Below are 14,113 nucleotides of genomic sequence, written 5' to 3'. Positions count from 1 at the left end.
TCAGGAAATTTCTGATGGAGCTTATTTTTTATGGTTTTTAATACCCCTTATTATAATTTACTTCATTAACTGCCACTGTCCCATCCTGCTTAAACTGCGCCAAGTTTTGGTTCAAAATCTGCAATGATTCTTCTAAATATTCAGCATGGATTCCTGAGATATGCGAAGTGATCAACACGTTCTCCCGTTGCCAGAGCGGATGGTCAGCAGGCAGTGGTTCTGGATCGGTCACATCTAGTCCCGCTGCCCCTAATTTACGATTATCGATCGCCGCCAATAAATCATCGGTATTGGTGCTAGGCCCGCGCCCAATGGTAATGAAGATCGGTTGATTCGTTAAAGAATTGAAAAACGCTTCATTATATATTCCCTCAGTTACACTGGTTAGTGGCAGCGCGTTTACAATGATGTCAGCCGCGGTAATGGCGGGATTTTGCAAGTTAGTATTACTAACGGTGTTGGCGAAGCCAGCGACGGAATGACCATCGTGGTTCACCCCCGTCACCTGCGCCCCAAAGGCATCCAGTAATTCTGCAATCCGTTGTCCAATGTGGCCCGTGCCGAAGATGACAGCATGCTTACCATGAATCATCTTCAAGGTATGGGTTGGCTTTAGCCATCCCTGCTTGCGAGCTGATTCTAATAGGAAGCGATATTGACCTAAGATCATGCCAATTGCTGATTCGGCAATTGGTTCAGCATGGATACCATTGACCGTGGTCAAAATCACCCCCTTAGCCTGCATCTTCTTTAGTGGGTAGTAATCAACCCCGGCGGAAAGGGCTTGAACCCACTTTAAGTGCGAGTTGGCACTTTCCAACATGTAATTCAATTCATCATGACCATAGCCGATCATAACGTCAATTTGATCTAGATCAACAGATGGGTTTTCAAAATCATAGTAAAGCTGGTCATTAGCAAAAGCTTGATCCTTATCAAACAACTGCTTAATTTGATCGATTTTAAAATTATCATTTGCAATTGCAACTAAAATATTCATTATTATTCACCTCATCACCTAACTTACGCCCATTCAAAAATCAACACAATTGATTTGAATGAATAAAGATGTATGCATAATAAAGGCTTTTTAGCCGTTAAAATGAATATTATTAGTATATATATACAATTAATTAAAATAAAACGGCATAAAAATACACAAAAAAGTTGAATAATGTTATGATTAGTGATAATATAATGAATATAAATTCTAAATAAGCACATTATATACATATAGCTTGTATATTAAATTTAACGGAGGAATCATTATGCAAAATCAATTCAATTTCTTTTCAAATCAATTCCATGGCAGAAGCATTCTTGCTGAAACTGACCTTACCCCAAGCGAAATGAACTACTTAGTTGACTTCGGGCTCCACTTAAAAGCAGAAGCAAAGCGAAATAACTACACTAAGTACCTTGAAGGTAAGAACCTCGCCCTCATCTTTGAAAAGAATTCAACACGAACTAGATCTGCATTCACCACTGCTGCATTTGAGCTTGGTGCTAACCCCGTTTTCTTGGGGAAGGATGATATCCACCTTTCACACAAAGAATCAGTTGCCGATACTGCTAAGGTATTGGGTAGTATGTATGACGGAATTGAATTCCGTGGTTACAAGCAATCAGACGTTGAAACACTGGCTAAGTACTCAGGCGTTCCTGTTTGGAACGGTCTAACTGATGAATGGCACCCTACCCAAACGATTCCTGATTTAATCACGATCAAGGAAAACTTCGGTTCGTTCAAGGGTGTGAAGCTCGCCTACCTCGGTGATGGTCGTAACAACGTTGCCCACAGCCTCCTCGTTGGTTGTGCAATGGTTGGTATTGACGTTGCCATCGTTAGCCCTAAGGAATTAACCCCTGCCTACGATGTAATCAAAATCGCACAAAAGTATGCCGATGAAAGTGGTGCTAAAATTGAAATCACTGCTGATCTTGACAGTGGTTTAAAGGGTGCCAACGTAGTAACTACTGACGTTTGGGTATCAATGGGTGAAGATAACTGGCAAGAACGAATCAATCTGTTAAAACCATACCAAGTTAACATGAGTGCCCTCAAAAAGACCGGTAACATATATGGATATAATGAAAAATTAATCGTAATGCACTGTCTCCCAGCATTCCACGACTTAAATACTGAAGTGGGCCAAGAAGTCTTCGAAAAATACCACCTCAGTGAATTAGAAATTACCGATGAAGTCTTCAACAGTAAATACGCTCGCCAATTCGACGAAGCAGAAAACAGAAAACATGGAATCAAGGCCATCATCGCCGCTACGCTCGGTAATATGTATATTCCCAAAATTTAGAAATCGAAAGGTTGTTTTAAAATGAACGTTGCAATTATTGGAATCACAGGTTATGCAGGAATGGTATTGTTCGGACTCCTTCAAAAGCATCCCGGCATCATTAAAATCAATATTTATCAACATGATCTTAAGGAATCCGTTCCATTGAAAACATTAGCCCCACAATACGCTTACTACACTAAAGCGGTTAAGCCATATGATGCGAAGCAAATCATCACTGAAAACGATGCCGTTTTCTTTGCAACACCAGCTGGCATTACTTCTAAGCTAGCTGAACCATTCTTTGCTGCCGACTTTCCAGTAATTGATCTATCAGGCGACTTTCGGCTAAAGGATCCAAAGGAATACGAAAAGTGGTACCAAAAACCAGCTGCTCCACAAACCGAATTAGACAACGCTTATTATGGTCTCGCAGATATTACTAACAACCCTGGTAAGAATTACGTCGCTAACCCAGGTTGTTACGCTACTTCAGTGCTATTAGGACTTGCTCCACTGATCAAGGCGGATATCGCCGATCTTGATAACATCGTCATCGATGCAAAATCTGGCTTATCGGGAGCTGGCAAGAAATTGACTGAATCAAGCCACTTCGTACAAGCCCATGATAACCTGCAAATTTACAAGCCAAATGAACATAAGCACATCCCAGAAATTATGGCAATGCTCAAGCAATGGAATCCAAAGATTGACCACATCCAATTCATGACCACCCTAGCACCGTTCAACCGCGGGATTATGAGTTCGATCTATGTAAAGATTAAAGATGGAATAAGCGAAGAAATGATTCAAGAACAATTTGCTAAGTTGTACAAAGATCATCCATTCGTAAAGGTTTCTACAACCGAATTACCAACCGTTAAGAGCGTCGTTGGTACCAATGAATGCCACATCGGACTTAGTTACAACCCCGTTACTAAGTACCTATTGGTCGACAGTGTGATCGATAACATGATCAAGGGTGCTGCGGGCCAAGCCATCCAAAACTTCAATCAACTCTTTGCATTTGACGCTGACTACGGGCTTAAATTAACCCCAGTATTACCATAGGAGGATCCAATATGAAAATCATCGCATTTAAATGGCCTAAGGGCTTCCAATCTGGTGCCGTTCACGCTGGGTTTAAAGCTGATCAGAAATTAGACATGTGTTGGCTCGTTTCTGATCAACCATGTGCTGCAGCTGGGGTCTACACCAAGAATCAATTTCAAGCAGCCCCCGTTCAAGTAACTAAGCAACACATTAATGCTAAGCATCAGCTAAAGGCCGTCGTGGTCAACAGTGGGAACGCAAACTCATTTACTGGCGAACAGGGAATTCAAAACGTGAACACCGAAGCCAAGTGGGTTGCAGATAAACTCAATGTAAAACCAGATGAAATCGGAATTGCCTCCACTGGAATCATTGGCAAGCAACTGCAAATGGACGTTATCGAAAATGGATTAAATCATCTCACCCTCTCTGATAGCACGGACGCTCCAGAAGCAATCATTACCACAGATACCACTTCCAAGAAGGTTTGTGTCGAAACTGAAATTGATGGTCAAACCGTAACCGTCACTGGGTTTGCCAAGGGGTCAGGAATGATTCATCCGAACATGGGAACCACCCTTAGCTTTATTTCGACCGATGCAAACATTGAAGGATCAGTCCTCCAATCGATCCTCAGTGCTAAGATCGTAAATTCATTCAACCAAATTACAGTTGACGGTTGTATGTCCACCAATGACATGGTAATCGCCCTTGCTAATGGTGAAGCGGGTAATCACCCCCTCAATGCTACCCATCCAGAATTCAATGAATTCGTGAACGCATTCAACTATGTCCTCACTGGCCTCGCAAAGTTAGTTGCCCGTGATGGAGAAGGATCATCCAAACTAATCGAAGCAGACGTTAACCATGCTGCTAGTCAAGTAGATGCCAACCACGTTGCAAGAGCAATCGTTGGCTCCAACTTAATCAAGGCGATGATTTTCGGTGAAGATGCTAACTGGGGAAGAATCGTTCAAGCCCTTGGCCAGACCGAAGCTAAGATCAGCCTGGACCAATTAGCGATTAGCATTGAAGGCACCGAAGTCGTTAAGAACAGTCAACTTCAAGATATCGACATGGATGCACTTAGAAAACAACTAGGCAATGATGAAATTAACATCACAGTAGATCTAGCTGCTGGTAATTACAGCGGCGTTGCATGGGGCTGTGATTTAACTTATAAATACGTTGAAATCAACGCAGCATACGAGGAGTAATGATTATGATCGTAATTAAAATTGGTGGTAACATGGTTAAAAACTTAACCACAGACTTTTTCAACTCAATTAAGACCCTTCAAGAACAAGGCGAACAGGTCTTAATCGTTCACGGTGGGGGTAACCTCATTTCTGAATGTGGTAAATTCATCGGTCAACCAGCCCATAAAATCAACGGGATTCGGGTCACTAATGAACAGATGATGGACATTACGAGCAACGTTTTAAACCGCATCATTCAACCAGAACTTCACAAACAGTTTAGCGCCCACGGCATTAAAAGTACTATGATGAATTCTGATAACTACCCATTTTTATTGGGTGACTACATTGATAAAGCTACCTATGGTGAAGTTGGTGCAATCAATCAGGTCAAGGCGAACTACATCGATGTGATGACATACCAATCAGTTGGTCTTTGCTCATCCATCGCCATTGGTCCGGAAGGCCAAAAGCTCAATGTGAATGCCGACATGGCTGCCGAAGCAATTGCTAGCATGGTCAATGCCGACCAATTGATCCTATTAACTGACGTTCCTGGGGTAATGCTAGATGACGAGGTGTTAAGTCAACTCGACCACCAAACCGCAGTTAAACTCGTTGAAAGCCAAAAGCTAGTTAACGGGATGATTCCAAAGGTCAATGCTGCATTCAAGGCCGTTGATAATGGCATCAAGCACGTCTCAATCACGAACGACTTAAGTAAAGTCGGCACCGCAATCGTAAATTAGGAGGAAATATTTAATGACAAGTTTAATTAACACATACGCACAATTTCCGATCGAACCAGTTGATGGTCATGACTACCATTTAATCGATCAAAACGGCAAGGAATACATTGATTTAACTTCTGGAATCGGGGTCTGTAACCTCGGTTACAGTAACCAACAGGTTAAGGATGCCGTTAAAAAACAAGTTGACCACATCTGGCATATCTCTAATCTATATGTCAATAGCAAGGCTGAACAAGTAGCTGAAAAGCTTTGTCCAAAAGGTTATCAAGCATTCTTCTGTAACTCTGGTACCGAAGCCAACGAAGCTGCAATGAAGTTAGCACGGAAAGCCACTGGCAAATCCCAAATCGTTGCCTTCAACTTTGGATTCCATGGTCGGACCTACGGATCACTTTCCATGACTGGCTACCCTCACATTAAGGATGGCTTCGCTGCATTGGTTCCAGACATTAAGTTCGAAGAATACAATGACGATGCTTCATTAGCAGCGATTACTGAAGAAACTGCCGCAGTCATCTTAGAAGTCGTTCAAGGTGAAGGTGGCGTTAACGTTGGTAATAAAAAATGGCTACAAGCCGTTCAAGCTAAGTGTCATGAAACCAACACCCTCTTGATCATTGATGAAGTGCAATCAGGGATGGGACGGACTGGATACAAGTTCGCATTCGAACAATTCGACTTACAACCAGACATCATTACGGTTGCTAAGGGACTTGCCAATGGGCTCCCCGTTGGTGCAATGTTGGCTAAGGAATCCGTTGCAAAGGCCTTTCAACCTGGTGACCATGGAAATACCTTTGGTGGCAACAAGGTCGTTATGGCATCAGCAAACGCTGTTTTAGACCAACTAACTCCAGAATTTTTAGCAACGGTTCAAGCTAAGGGTGCTAAATTAGCTGAAATGCTAAATAATGAAATCAAACCACTCGATCACGTTAAAATTATTTCTGGCACTGGTTTAATGATCGGAATTCATTTGACTGATGATGTTAAGGTCGGCGATGTAATCAAGAAACTCCAAGATGATGGAGTATTAACCCTCTCTGCACGGGGCAACACGTTAAGATTATTACCACCATTAATTATTGACGAAGCTGCATTAGCAGATGCAGTTGCGAAAATTAAAAAAGCAATTGGATAATAAAAAGCATTGCAAGGAATAAAATCCTGCAATGCTTTTTTAAATGGATTAGTTAATAATTACTTGGTTAAATATTTGCTTTGTAGCTTTTGAATATCAGCATTCGTAAGACCGAGCCCCTTCTTCAAGTAGCCCATCATTGAACCATATTTCTTTTCAGCAAGTGAATAAGCCTTATCAAGATATGGCTTTTCAACGATATCGTTGTAGTATTCATTCTTAATATCCTTAGCGGATGAACCATTCTTCTTCATTTCAGCTAAGTCAGCCTTAGTAGCAGCTGCACGGTACTTGTTGGAAAGAAGATAGTCCTTGTAGATGGTCTTCTTATCAAAACCTAATGCAGTTAAAATTAATGCAGTGGCGAAACCAGTCCGATCCTTTCCGTAACTACAGTGGTAAAGAACGGCTTTATTATCAGGAGCACTCAATAATTCATTAAATAATTTCCGATATTCAGTCCGTCCGGTTTTGTTAATAAAGTAGGTGTAGTAGAGAATCATTCCCTTTTCACCATCCTTATTATAAACCTTGATGTCTTCTTCGTTTTCCTTGTCTGAAACTACTGGGGCCTTAACGTACTTAACGCCCTTGATTTTAGGATCTTTGGCTTTAGCAACTTCCTTGGGAGTTCTAAAGTCGACATCGACGCCAACATGATATGTATCTGTTAACTTCTTAATATCGCCCTTAGTTAAGTTGTTCAATTGGGCACTTCTAATCAACTTCTTGGCCTTGATGGTTTGACCCTTACTATTAGTGTAACCACCAAGATCACGAACGTTAACAGCTCCAGAAAGCTTAATTTGCTTTCCAGCTTGCTTTTTAAGGGTGCTAATTGAACTAGCATTAGCAGTAGTGGTAACGGCGTTAATTAGTGAGGGAGTAACACTGGCGAATAAGGTCAACGAGGTTGCAGAAACAAACACAAATTTTTTGAATGGCTTTATCATTTTCTCTTTCACTCCTAAGTTTATGATGTCTTCATTATAGCCAACCATTTTAAATTTAAAGTAAATAGATTGTAAAAGTAATGTATTAAATTGCAAAATAATTTTTTTACAACTATATCCGTAAATAAAAATCGACTGACGAGCAATACTCATCAGCCAATCTTCTAATTATTAAATTTTATTTTTTAAGATTTTTTGTTTTGATTGTTGATAGTCTTCACGATCAATCGCACCCGAATCAAGCAGTTGCTTCAAGTGCTTTAATTGAACGTCATTATCATCACTATCTTTAATCACATCAACCCGATGCTGAACCTTTTCAGCTTGCCGTTGTTGATGCTTACTAGCTCTCCAAATATAAATTCCGAAGAGAATTGCTAAAATAATTATAATTGCGTATAGCATTAAAAATCTCCCCCCATTTATCTATATTATATATGGATACAGCCAAACAGTAAATTATCGTTTATCTTCATCATAACATTGGTAGATGTCATTCGGATTCATGGTATTAATATCTAATTCACCTTGACTAAACCATGCAAACGTCATTGCATAGGTCCCCGCAATCAACTTCTCCAACTTATCGGCGTTGGCATTTTGATAACGATGCCAAACCCGATTCAATATGTTAATGATGTCGCTATCTAGTCCATCATCAGCATGATTTGGATCAAGCTGCCGATAATTTCCATGAATATCTTTGGAGACAGACAATTGACGCAGGCAATTAGGGCCATACCCTTCAACTGAAATGCTGCGGCTGAACAAAAGTTTTTTAATATTGTCCTTGCTATGATTATGGACCATTAGATATTCAACAAAGGCAAGGTATACCAAATAGTTTAACTTACGATGATCTAATCTGTCCTTACTCAAAAAGAAGCGGGCAACTTCAGTGGATGTACTTGCAAAAAATGGCCGATATCCATCAAGTCGGCGCTTAATCATAGCATCTTCGTTCAATTCAGCAGTCTTGATTTCACCAACTTCGCTCAATGGAATTCTAATTATGCCGTCTTTAGCTTTAACTGCAAATGCAGATACAACGTAGGGTGGGATGTTAACCCCATCAGCTCCAACGGTAAGTTCCATTGGCATCGAAATCGATCCATCATCATCAGTTACAACCAAAATATAGATATTGTCATTTTTTCTCAATATAGTCCGCTCCCTTACTTACCTTGATTAGATTCTCGACGTATAATTAAGTAATTAATAATCTCTAGGATGACTACTAGTGGTCCTAAGAAGAATGAACACAGATAAACTGGAATTGATAGTATGCATATCAGGTACCACTTAAAAAATGTCCCATATTTATCGGGATCTTTCAAACATAATCTGAAATCATGCCACATTTCTTCAAGCTTTAAATTTGGGATTACTTTAAGATCCATATAACAGAATGGAAAGCAAATCATATTAACCATCAACATCATATTACTAGGCATTAGTTTACCACCGAAGTTAAACGGAATTTGTAATAAAATAAAGTGAATGATTCCAGCCATTAATGCATAGATGATAATAACCGGTCTGCCAAATACATTTTTTAGGTGCGTGAGCAAACTAGGCGTCCCCCTTTGAATGTCTTGAATGTCCCTTAAAGTTCTTACCAAGAAGGTCAGTTTCAAGCGCAAAGGAGTAGCTATCATTCCCAGAAAAGATAATACTATCAATTAATGGAACGCCACAGATATCAAGGACCTGCTTTATAAGTTTCATGGTCTCAATATCATCTTTAGAAGGCTCAGCGCTATCTACTGGTGATGGGTGATTGTGAACAAAAACAATCGCATCAGAACGTGATTCAGCAGCGAATTCAACAATTTCTTGGACGTTAATGACCGCCTTTTCACCTCTCCCGTTTCCAACGGATACATAATCGACTAATTTACCATCACCCTGAATGCCGTATACAATGGCTTCTTCATAACGTTTCCCGTGATAATATTGCTTTAATCGATCAGTGAAGTCATCAATGTCAATTAGTTTTCGACCAAAGTTAAGTGATTCGTCATTACAACGGTAATATAGCTGACGGATCAGTTTCCACTGTTCAAGCTGTTCATCATTTAAATATGAACGGTCTAAATGTTTTGTGGCAATTAGCTGCAGCAGGTTCGGATTATGCTTAAATGCAGTTTCAACCTGCTGATCGCTTAAATGCAAAAGTGACTGTAAAATCTGGGAATCTGATAAGTTTGCCATATATAATCATTCTCCTTCACAAAATCCTTAGAAGCGCGACTGTTTTTTATTATACACGAGTTCAGGCAAAATGTCGGGAATTACACTTATAAATTTTTTCAATCCTAATAGCGGCTTAACTTGTTAGAATCCTGTTCAGGAGCAGTCCGATGAAATACATTATTCCGTGCATCCAATCCCTCAATAATGCTTTTCGCCATTTCTTCAGAACGCTTGTCAATTAATTCGTTAACTTGATTAAACTGTTTATTCTCAAGTTCCAGAAAAATTTTATTAAATTGATTCTTTGAAAAATAATCAGATTCCTTAATTAAAGAACTGTAGTCAAAGTTTGGATTTTTAATATTATATTCATATAGCGTATTAGAACTTTTTTTATTATTTAATTTTTTGGGTAAAAACATCCCATTCCCTAAACTAGCAATATGCGTAAAATTTGGCTTTGCATCATATTTAAGAATCCGCGCCCTTGGGATCACGTGCTCAAATTCGTAGTCTTCAGATGTTGGCACCCCAGATTTAAGGTACGTTAAGTTAGCGTGAATCGTAATTAGCGCTCTCACTTCATCGTTAAATTTAACATGAACATTGGGATTGTCTATAATCCATGCTTTAAATGCAGTCTGAAATGTTTTGGTATCAATCGGCTCAAGGTAGTTCCTACGCATATTACTACTATAGTAATCAAATAACCGCGTATCACCATGCCCGTTCCATACCTTAGCAATACTATCATATACATAATACGCCGGAATATTGTCTAGCGTTTTCTTAACATCGCTTTCATCTAAATTCCACATACTAGCAAAATAGGAAAGAACTTTAAATGTTGATGATAAACCATATGCATACTCATCTTTTTTAGCATGCCCATCGTCGGAGTAAAAAATATTTTTATTTAGGATTCTCTCGAACATCGCATTAATTCGCTTTGCAAATACATACGCTTTATCAACAATGGGATTAATGTTTTTTTGAATGAAGTCCTTTTTATTATGAATGATTGCGATCCGCTTATTATCGACATTTGTAATAATGCCCATTAAGCCAAAGCCAATTTCATCAATCACCGAAGAAGTGGATTTAATCAGTGCTGGCAAGTTGTTTACGACCAACGCCCCCAACGTCTTGGCGAATTCAGCTAGGTTTATCTCCCGAGTCCTTGTGATATCATCTTCCGAAAAATCAGAAATTGCAAAAGTGCCATCTTGAATTAATTCATTATAGTAATTTTTGACTAAGTTTAATATTTCATTTCCATGTAAACTTTTTTCAGGAATAACAATCTTTTCATCAAACCAAGAAGCACTCAATATTTCATACTTATTTAATGGGACCCCACCCTTATTTAGATTCTCATATACTTCTGGTAGGTCAACCTCATCGCCAGTAAATTCTAGGACTGGAATATCTAAATGGTCTAAGTCAATATAGTCCCTCACTTCAGCGTTCACACGATTAATAAAGGGCAAAATGGTTTCATCGAACGCCTCATAAAGTTTAATCCGCTTTTCGTCATTATCTTCTAGTTTAACCTTTTCAATCATGTCTTTCCGCCAATGACTAACCTCTGATTCATTATCAATTAATGAGTCAAAGTCCTTTTGCTTAAGCGGTTTAACATCAGTTTCCTTTAAAATTTGGTTGAATCGATTAAATAAGTCTAAATAATGTTGCTTATCCAGTTCCTTCCAATATTTGATCTTGTTATTATCATAATCCTTAATTGTAGATAGGCGTTGTTGCCCATCGAGCAAATTATACTTCTTATCCCTTCCCTGAATCGGGGTAATAAGCAGGGAACCGAATGGAAAATCACGATGCAAAGTAGTCAATAAATCAATTTTTTGATGCTTTTTCCAAACTAATGAACGTTGAAACTTGGGAATTTGAATATCTCTTAAATCCTTAGAATAAGATAAGTTTTTATAATCATAATTACTCATTTAATATCTCCCCACTTTAATACCAGATACTAGTTACATTTTTACCTAATTCTTTTTGCATTTTTTCAATATCTGATAGGTTCCATTGATAATCATTGTTCTTAATTTGATCAGCTAGTCTTTTATTAGATTTCAAACTAGATTTTTCAAGCATTGCCACCGTTTCTTGAATATTATATTTTTTAGATGGATTTGAATAAATCGTATTTTCTATAATTACCCAATTCCCCAGGTAGTTTCTCAGATCCTCAGGTTCAATTTCTTCATTAATATGCATTGGGACGTAATCATTTTTGGCAAAAACAGTATCATACATTTCAATGTCTGATTTGAAAACATCTTCAAAAGTGGATTCATAAATACTAGCTAACAAATAATCTAAAACCCAACGTTTTTGACCAGTTGAAGAACCCTCCTTATGACAGTTAGTGAATGAAGAATTAACTTCATTGTCGCTAACGTTATATCGATTCAAATCTGCTACGATTGCATCCGAATTATTCAACTCACCGTTCCAGATTTTAATTGCTACATTTGAAAAACCATTTTCCAATGAATTCGTCGTCTTGTTGCAAATTAAACGATACCTTACAAATATAGAAATTATCTTATATAGCACCCTTAGGATCGTATCTTCAGAAAATTTATTATGTGCTAGTGAGAGCATAATTGGATAGTAAAGGGTAAAATTAGCCTTACTTAAAATACTTAAGATGTAATTAATTCGCGGATTTTTATATTCCTTCCGATTGCCATAGTCCTTCAACAACTTGTATAGATGTACTAAGTCAGAGGTTTCTTTTAGAAATTCTTGCGCATCCGCTTGCGTGTTTATTGCTTTAATGACCTTACGATACAATTTATTTTCAGTTACATGGGCAACCTTTGCTCCCCAATAGGAGCGAATAAAATTATTGATTTTTTTACTATCACTGCCCAGGGTTCTATCAACAATATTCCATTCGGAACTTGCCGATTCAGAGCCACTTGATTGGTTGGGTTCGCCATTATTAACACTCATTAGGGAAATAATGTGACTCTTGATAATATCAGATGCAGTTAAGTCAGCTCCGCGACTATTTAAAGTTTGGAAAATCGTAAACGCATCCTGTCTATTGGGTGCTAGAACCTTCACAACATAAAAGCGATTGTAAAATGCATCATAAATGGCACTCAAGCGTTTAGCTTGCTCCATTAAGTTCATCTTTTTCAATTCGCCACTAATTTTAGTATCAAATTTTTGATAGGTATTCTTCATGTTATTAATGGCCTTATTAGATGAAGGATTATTAATAACAAGTCCATTGCGCAACAAATTATTGAAAGCATCCTGGACGCCGCTTTCGTCGCTAGACTTACTAATCGTTAATCGATTCCCACTATCTAAAGCATTATTCAACGCTGATGTAATGGTAGTAATTAAACCAATCAAGTTTCGATTTGTATCATTATTATTATCAAATAATTCGTTTTGAATTTGATTGGCATGCTTACTGATCACGGCAAGTAACAATTGGCTGGTAGTGATTCTTTGTTGTCCATCTATAATCTCTTGACGACTATCTTCCGTATCAAAAGTTACTAACTGACCAAAGAAGTGAGAATCACGAGCCCCATCTACGACTTCCATCAAATCTTCCCACAGATCTAAAACTTGGTCATCTTCCCATGAATAACCCCGTTGATAACTAGGAATCCGATAACGATTCATACTAAAAACATCGGAAATACTCTGCACACTTGGATTAACCTTTTCTCTAAAATCCATTTTTACACCCCATATGTATATATTTTTTTGGATCAACTGTATTCATTCTATCTAAATAAATTTTATCAAAGTTAGATCCAGTGTGCTAGATCAAGGATGAAAATAGTTTGGAATATTTGAAGGCACGAAAAAAAGGCCTAATTCCCTGATGGAGAATCGACCTTAGATATACCATGAATTAATATTGTCCTGTATTAACATACTGGTATATCAATAATGATACTATATTTTTGCCATAAACGAAAGGAATTAAGGCAATGTAAATTTCTTTTAACATTCTTTAAGAAGTTGTTTTGCAATTGCAATTTTTGATAATATATTATTAATATGAGGGGTGATTCATTTGAACTCGAAATTTAAAATTGACGAACAACATTTATTAGAAGTTCAAGCTATCTTTAAAATGCTTAGTAACGTTAACCGTTTAAAAATCTTATACCTGTTAGATAACGAGGCTAAAACGGTGAACCAATTGGTGGCTGCCCTAGGACTTGAGCAATCAGCCGTTTCGCATCAATTAAAAATTTTGCGTGACTTTCAACTGGTCAGCGTCAAGCAAGTTGGCAAGTCCAAAGAATATAAAGTTGATGATCCGCATATTTTTGACATTATTAATGAAGCAGTTGAACATTCTGATCATGTTATGCGTGGGGTTGGACACGGAAAGTAGCCATAATCAAACGCACCCAACTTGGCAGTAAAGCGTAATGTGAATTTAAAATTGTTACACGTGAAACATTGGATGATAACGTTATTTTAACTATCATTTATTATTAATGAAGCACCCACTATT

At 38.1% G+C, this 14,113-nt stretch carries 13 protein-coding genes; 6 read left to right on the top strand and 7 right to left on the bottom strand.

The features are described from left to right. Positions 1-37: 37 nt before the first annotated feature. Positions 38-1,000 (bottom strand): NAD(P)-dependent oxidoreductase, encoded by a 963-nt coding sequence (locus ACSYTJ_RS00695; RefSeq protein WP_491719895.1) that lies wholly within the window; start codon positions 998-1,000, stop codon positions 38-40. Between the two features lie 268 nt (positions 1,001-1,268). Between ACSYTJ_RS00695 and argF the strand changes: the two genes are divergently transcribed. From argF to argD, 5 genes are read left to right on the top strand one after another with little or no spacing between them, the layout of a single operon-like run. After that, positions 1,269-2,315 (top strand): ornithine carbamoyltransferase, encoded by a 1,047-nt coding sequence (argF, locus tag ACSYTJ_RS00690; protein ID WP_491719894.1) that lies wholly within the window; start codon positions 1,269-1,271, stop codon positions 2,313-2,315. Between the two features lie 21 nt (positions 2,316-2,336). Beyond that, complete coding sequence (gene argC, locus ACSYTJ_RS00685; RefSeq protein WP_491719893.1) at positions 2,337-3,365, top strand: N-acetyl-gamma-glutamyl-phosphate reductase; 1,029 nt, start codon at positions 2,337-2,339, stop codon at positions 3,363-3,365. A gap of 11 nt (positions 3,366-3,376) precedes the next feature. After that, positions 3,377-4,564 (top strand): bifunctional glutamate N-acetyltransferase/amino-acid acetyltransferase ArgJ, encoded by a 1,188-nt coding sequence (argJ, locus tag ACSYTJ_RS00680; protein WP_491719892.1) that lies wholly within the window; start codon positions 3,377-3,379, stop codon positions 4,562-4,564. Positions 4,565-4,569: 5 nt separating this feature from the next. Further along, positions 4,570-5,295, top strand: coding sequence for an acetylglutamate kinase (gene argB / locus ACSYTJ_RS00675; RefSeq protein ID WP_491716960.1), 726 nt, complete (start codon positions 4,570-4,572; stop codon positions 5,293-5,295). Between the two features lie 13 nt (positions 5,296-5,308). Then, complete coding sequence (gene argD, locus ACSYTJ_RS00670; RefSeq protein ID WP_491719891.1) at positions 5,309-6,439, top strand: acetylornithine transaminase; 1,131 nt, start codon at positions 5,309-5,311, stop codon at positions 6,437-6,439. Between the two features lie 59 nt (positions 6,440-6,498). Here the strand turns inward: argD and ACSYTJ_RS00665 are convergent, their stop codons facing one another. The 6 genes from ACSYTJ_RS00665 to ACSYTJ_RS00640 all read right to left on the bottom strand — a co-directional run bounded on the left by ACSYTJ_RS00665 (position 6,499) and on the right by ACSYTJ_RS00640 (position 13,320). After that, complete coding sequence (locus ACSYTJ_RS00665; RefSeq protein ID WP_491719890.1) at positions 6,499-7,392, bottom strand: tyrosine-protein phosphatase; 894 nt, start codon at positions 7,390-7,392, stop codon at positions 6,499-6,501. Between the two features lie 171 nt (positions 7,393-7,563). Further along, positions 7,564-7,797: an SHOCT domain-containing protein gene (locus ACSYTJ_RS00660; protein ID WP_491719889.1), complete on the bottom strand. Its 234-nt coding sequence runs from the start codon at positions 7,795-7,797 to the stop codon at positions 7,564-7,566. A gap of 54 nt (positions 7,798-7,851) precedes the next feature. After that, entirely contained in the window at positions 7,852-8,553 is a 702-nt protein-coding gene (locus tag ACSYTJ_RS00655; RefSeq protein WP_491719888.1) for a hypothetical protein, read from the bottom strand. A 411-nt stretch (positions 8,554-8,964) separates the two neighbouring features. Beyond that, on the bottom strand, positions 8,965-9,606 hold the full coding sequence (locus tag ACSYTJ_RS00650) for a JAB domain-containing protein (RefSeq protein WP_491719887.1): 642 nt from the start codon (positions 9,604-9,606) through the stop codon (positions 8,965-8,967). 104 nt (positions 9,607-9,710) lie between these two features. Next, positions 9,711-11,552 (bottom strand): DUF262 domain-containing protein, encoded by a 1,842-nt coding sequence (locus tag ACSYTJ_RS00645; RefSeq protein ID WP_491719886.1) that lies wholly within the window; start codon positions 11,550-11,552, stop codon positions 9,711-9,713. 16 nt (positions 11,553-11,568) lie between these two features. Next, complete coding sequence (locus ACSYTJ_RS00640) at positions 11,569-13,320, bottom strand: DUF262 domain-containing protein (protein WP_491719885.1); 1,752 nt, start codon at positions 13,318-13,320, stop codon at positions 11,569-11,571. Between the two features lie 334 nt (positions 13,321-13,654). Here ACSYTJ_RS00640 and ACSYTJ_RS00635 point away from each other — a divergent pair, with 334 nt between their 5' ends. Further along, on the top strand, positions 13,655-13,990 hold the full coding sequence (locus ACSYTJ_RS00635; RefSeq protein WP_491719884.1) for an ArsR/SmtB family transcription factor: 336 nt from the start codon (positions 13,655-13,657) through the stop codon (positions 13,988-13,990). The last annotated feature ends 123 nt before the right edge of the window (positions 13,991-14,113 follow it).

This window comes from Nicoliella sp. ESL1113, assembly GCF_058509245.1.
Note: the sequence above shows the minus strand (reverse complement) of the source record. Positions and strands in the feature narration are given on the sequence as shown.

Coding starts and splice junctions, on each gene's coding strand:
- ACSYTJ_RS00660 (WP_491719889.1), bottom strand. CDS start 7,797: ATGCTATACGCAATTATAATTATTTTAGCAATTCTCTTCGGAATTTAT.
- ACSYTJ_RS00665 (WP_491719890.1), bottom strand. CDS start 7,392: ATGATAAAGCCATTCAAAAAATTTGTGTTTGTTTCTGCAACCTCGTTG.
- argD (WP_491719891.1), top strand. CDS start 5,309: ATGACAAGTTTAATTAACACATACGCACAATTTCCGATCGAACCAGTT.
- ACSYTJ_RS00650 (WP_491719887.1), bottom strand. CDS start 9,606: ATGGCAAACTTATCAGATTCCCAGATTTTACAGTCACTTTTGCATTTA.
- ACSYTJ_RS00640 (WP_491719885.1), bottom strand. CDS start 13,320: ATGGATTTTAGAGAAAAGGTTAATCCAAGTGTGCAGAGTATTTCCGAT.
- ACSYTJ_RS00645 (WP_491719886.1), bottom strand. CDS start 11,552: ATGAGTAATTATGATTATAAAAACTTATCTTATTCTAAGGATTTAAGA.
- argJ (WP_491719892.1), top strand. CDS start 3,377: ATGAAAATCATCGCATTTAAATGGCCTAAGGGCTTCCAATCTGGTGCC.
- argF (WP_491719894.1), top strand. CDS start 1,269: ATGCAAAATCAATTCAATTTCTTTTCAAATCAATTCCATGGCAGAAGC.
- ACSYTJ_RS00695 (WP_491719895.1), bottom strand. CDS start 1,000: ATGAATATTTTAGTTGCAATTGCAAATGATAATTTTAAAATCGATCAA.
- argC (WP_491719893.1), top strand. CDS start 2,337: ATGAACGTTGCAATTATTGGAATCACAGGTTATGCAGGAATGGTATTG.
- argB (WP_491716960.1), top strand. CDS start 4,570: ATGATCGTAATTAAAATTGGTGGTAACATGGTTAAAAACTTAACCACA.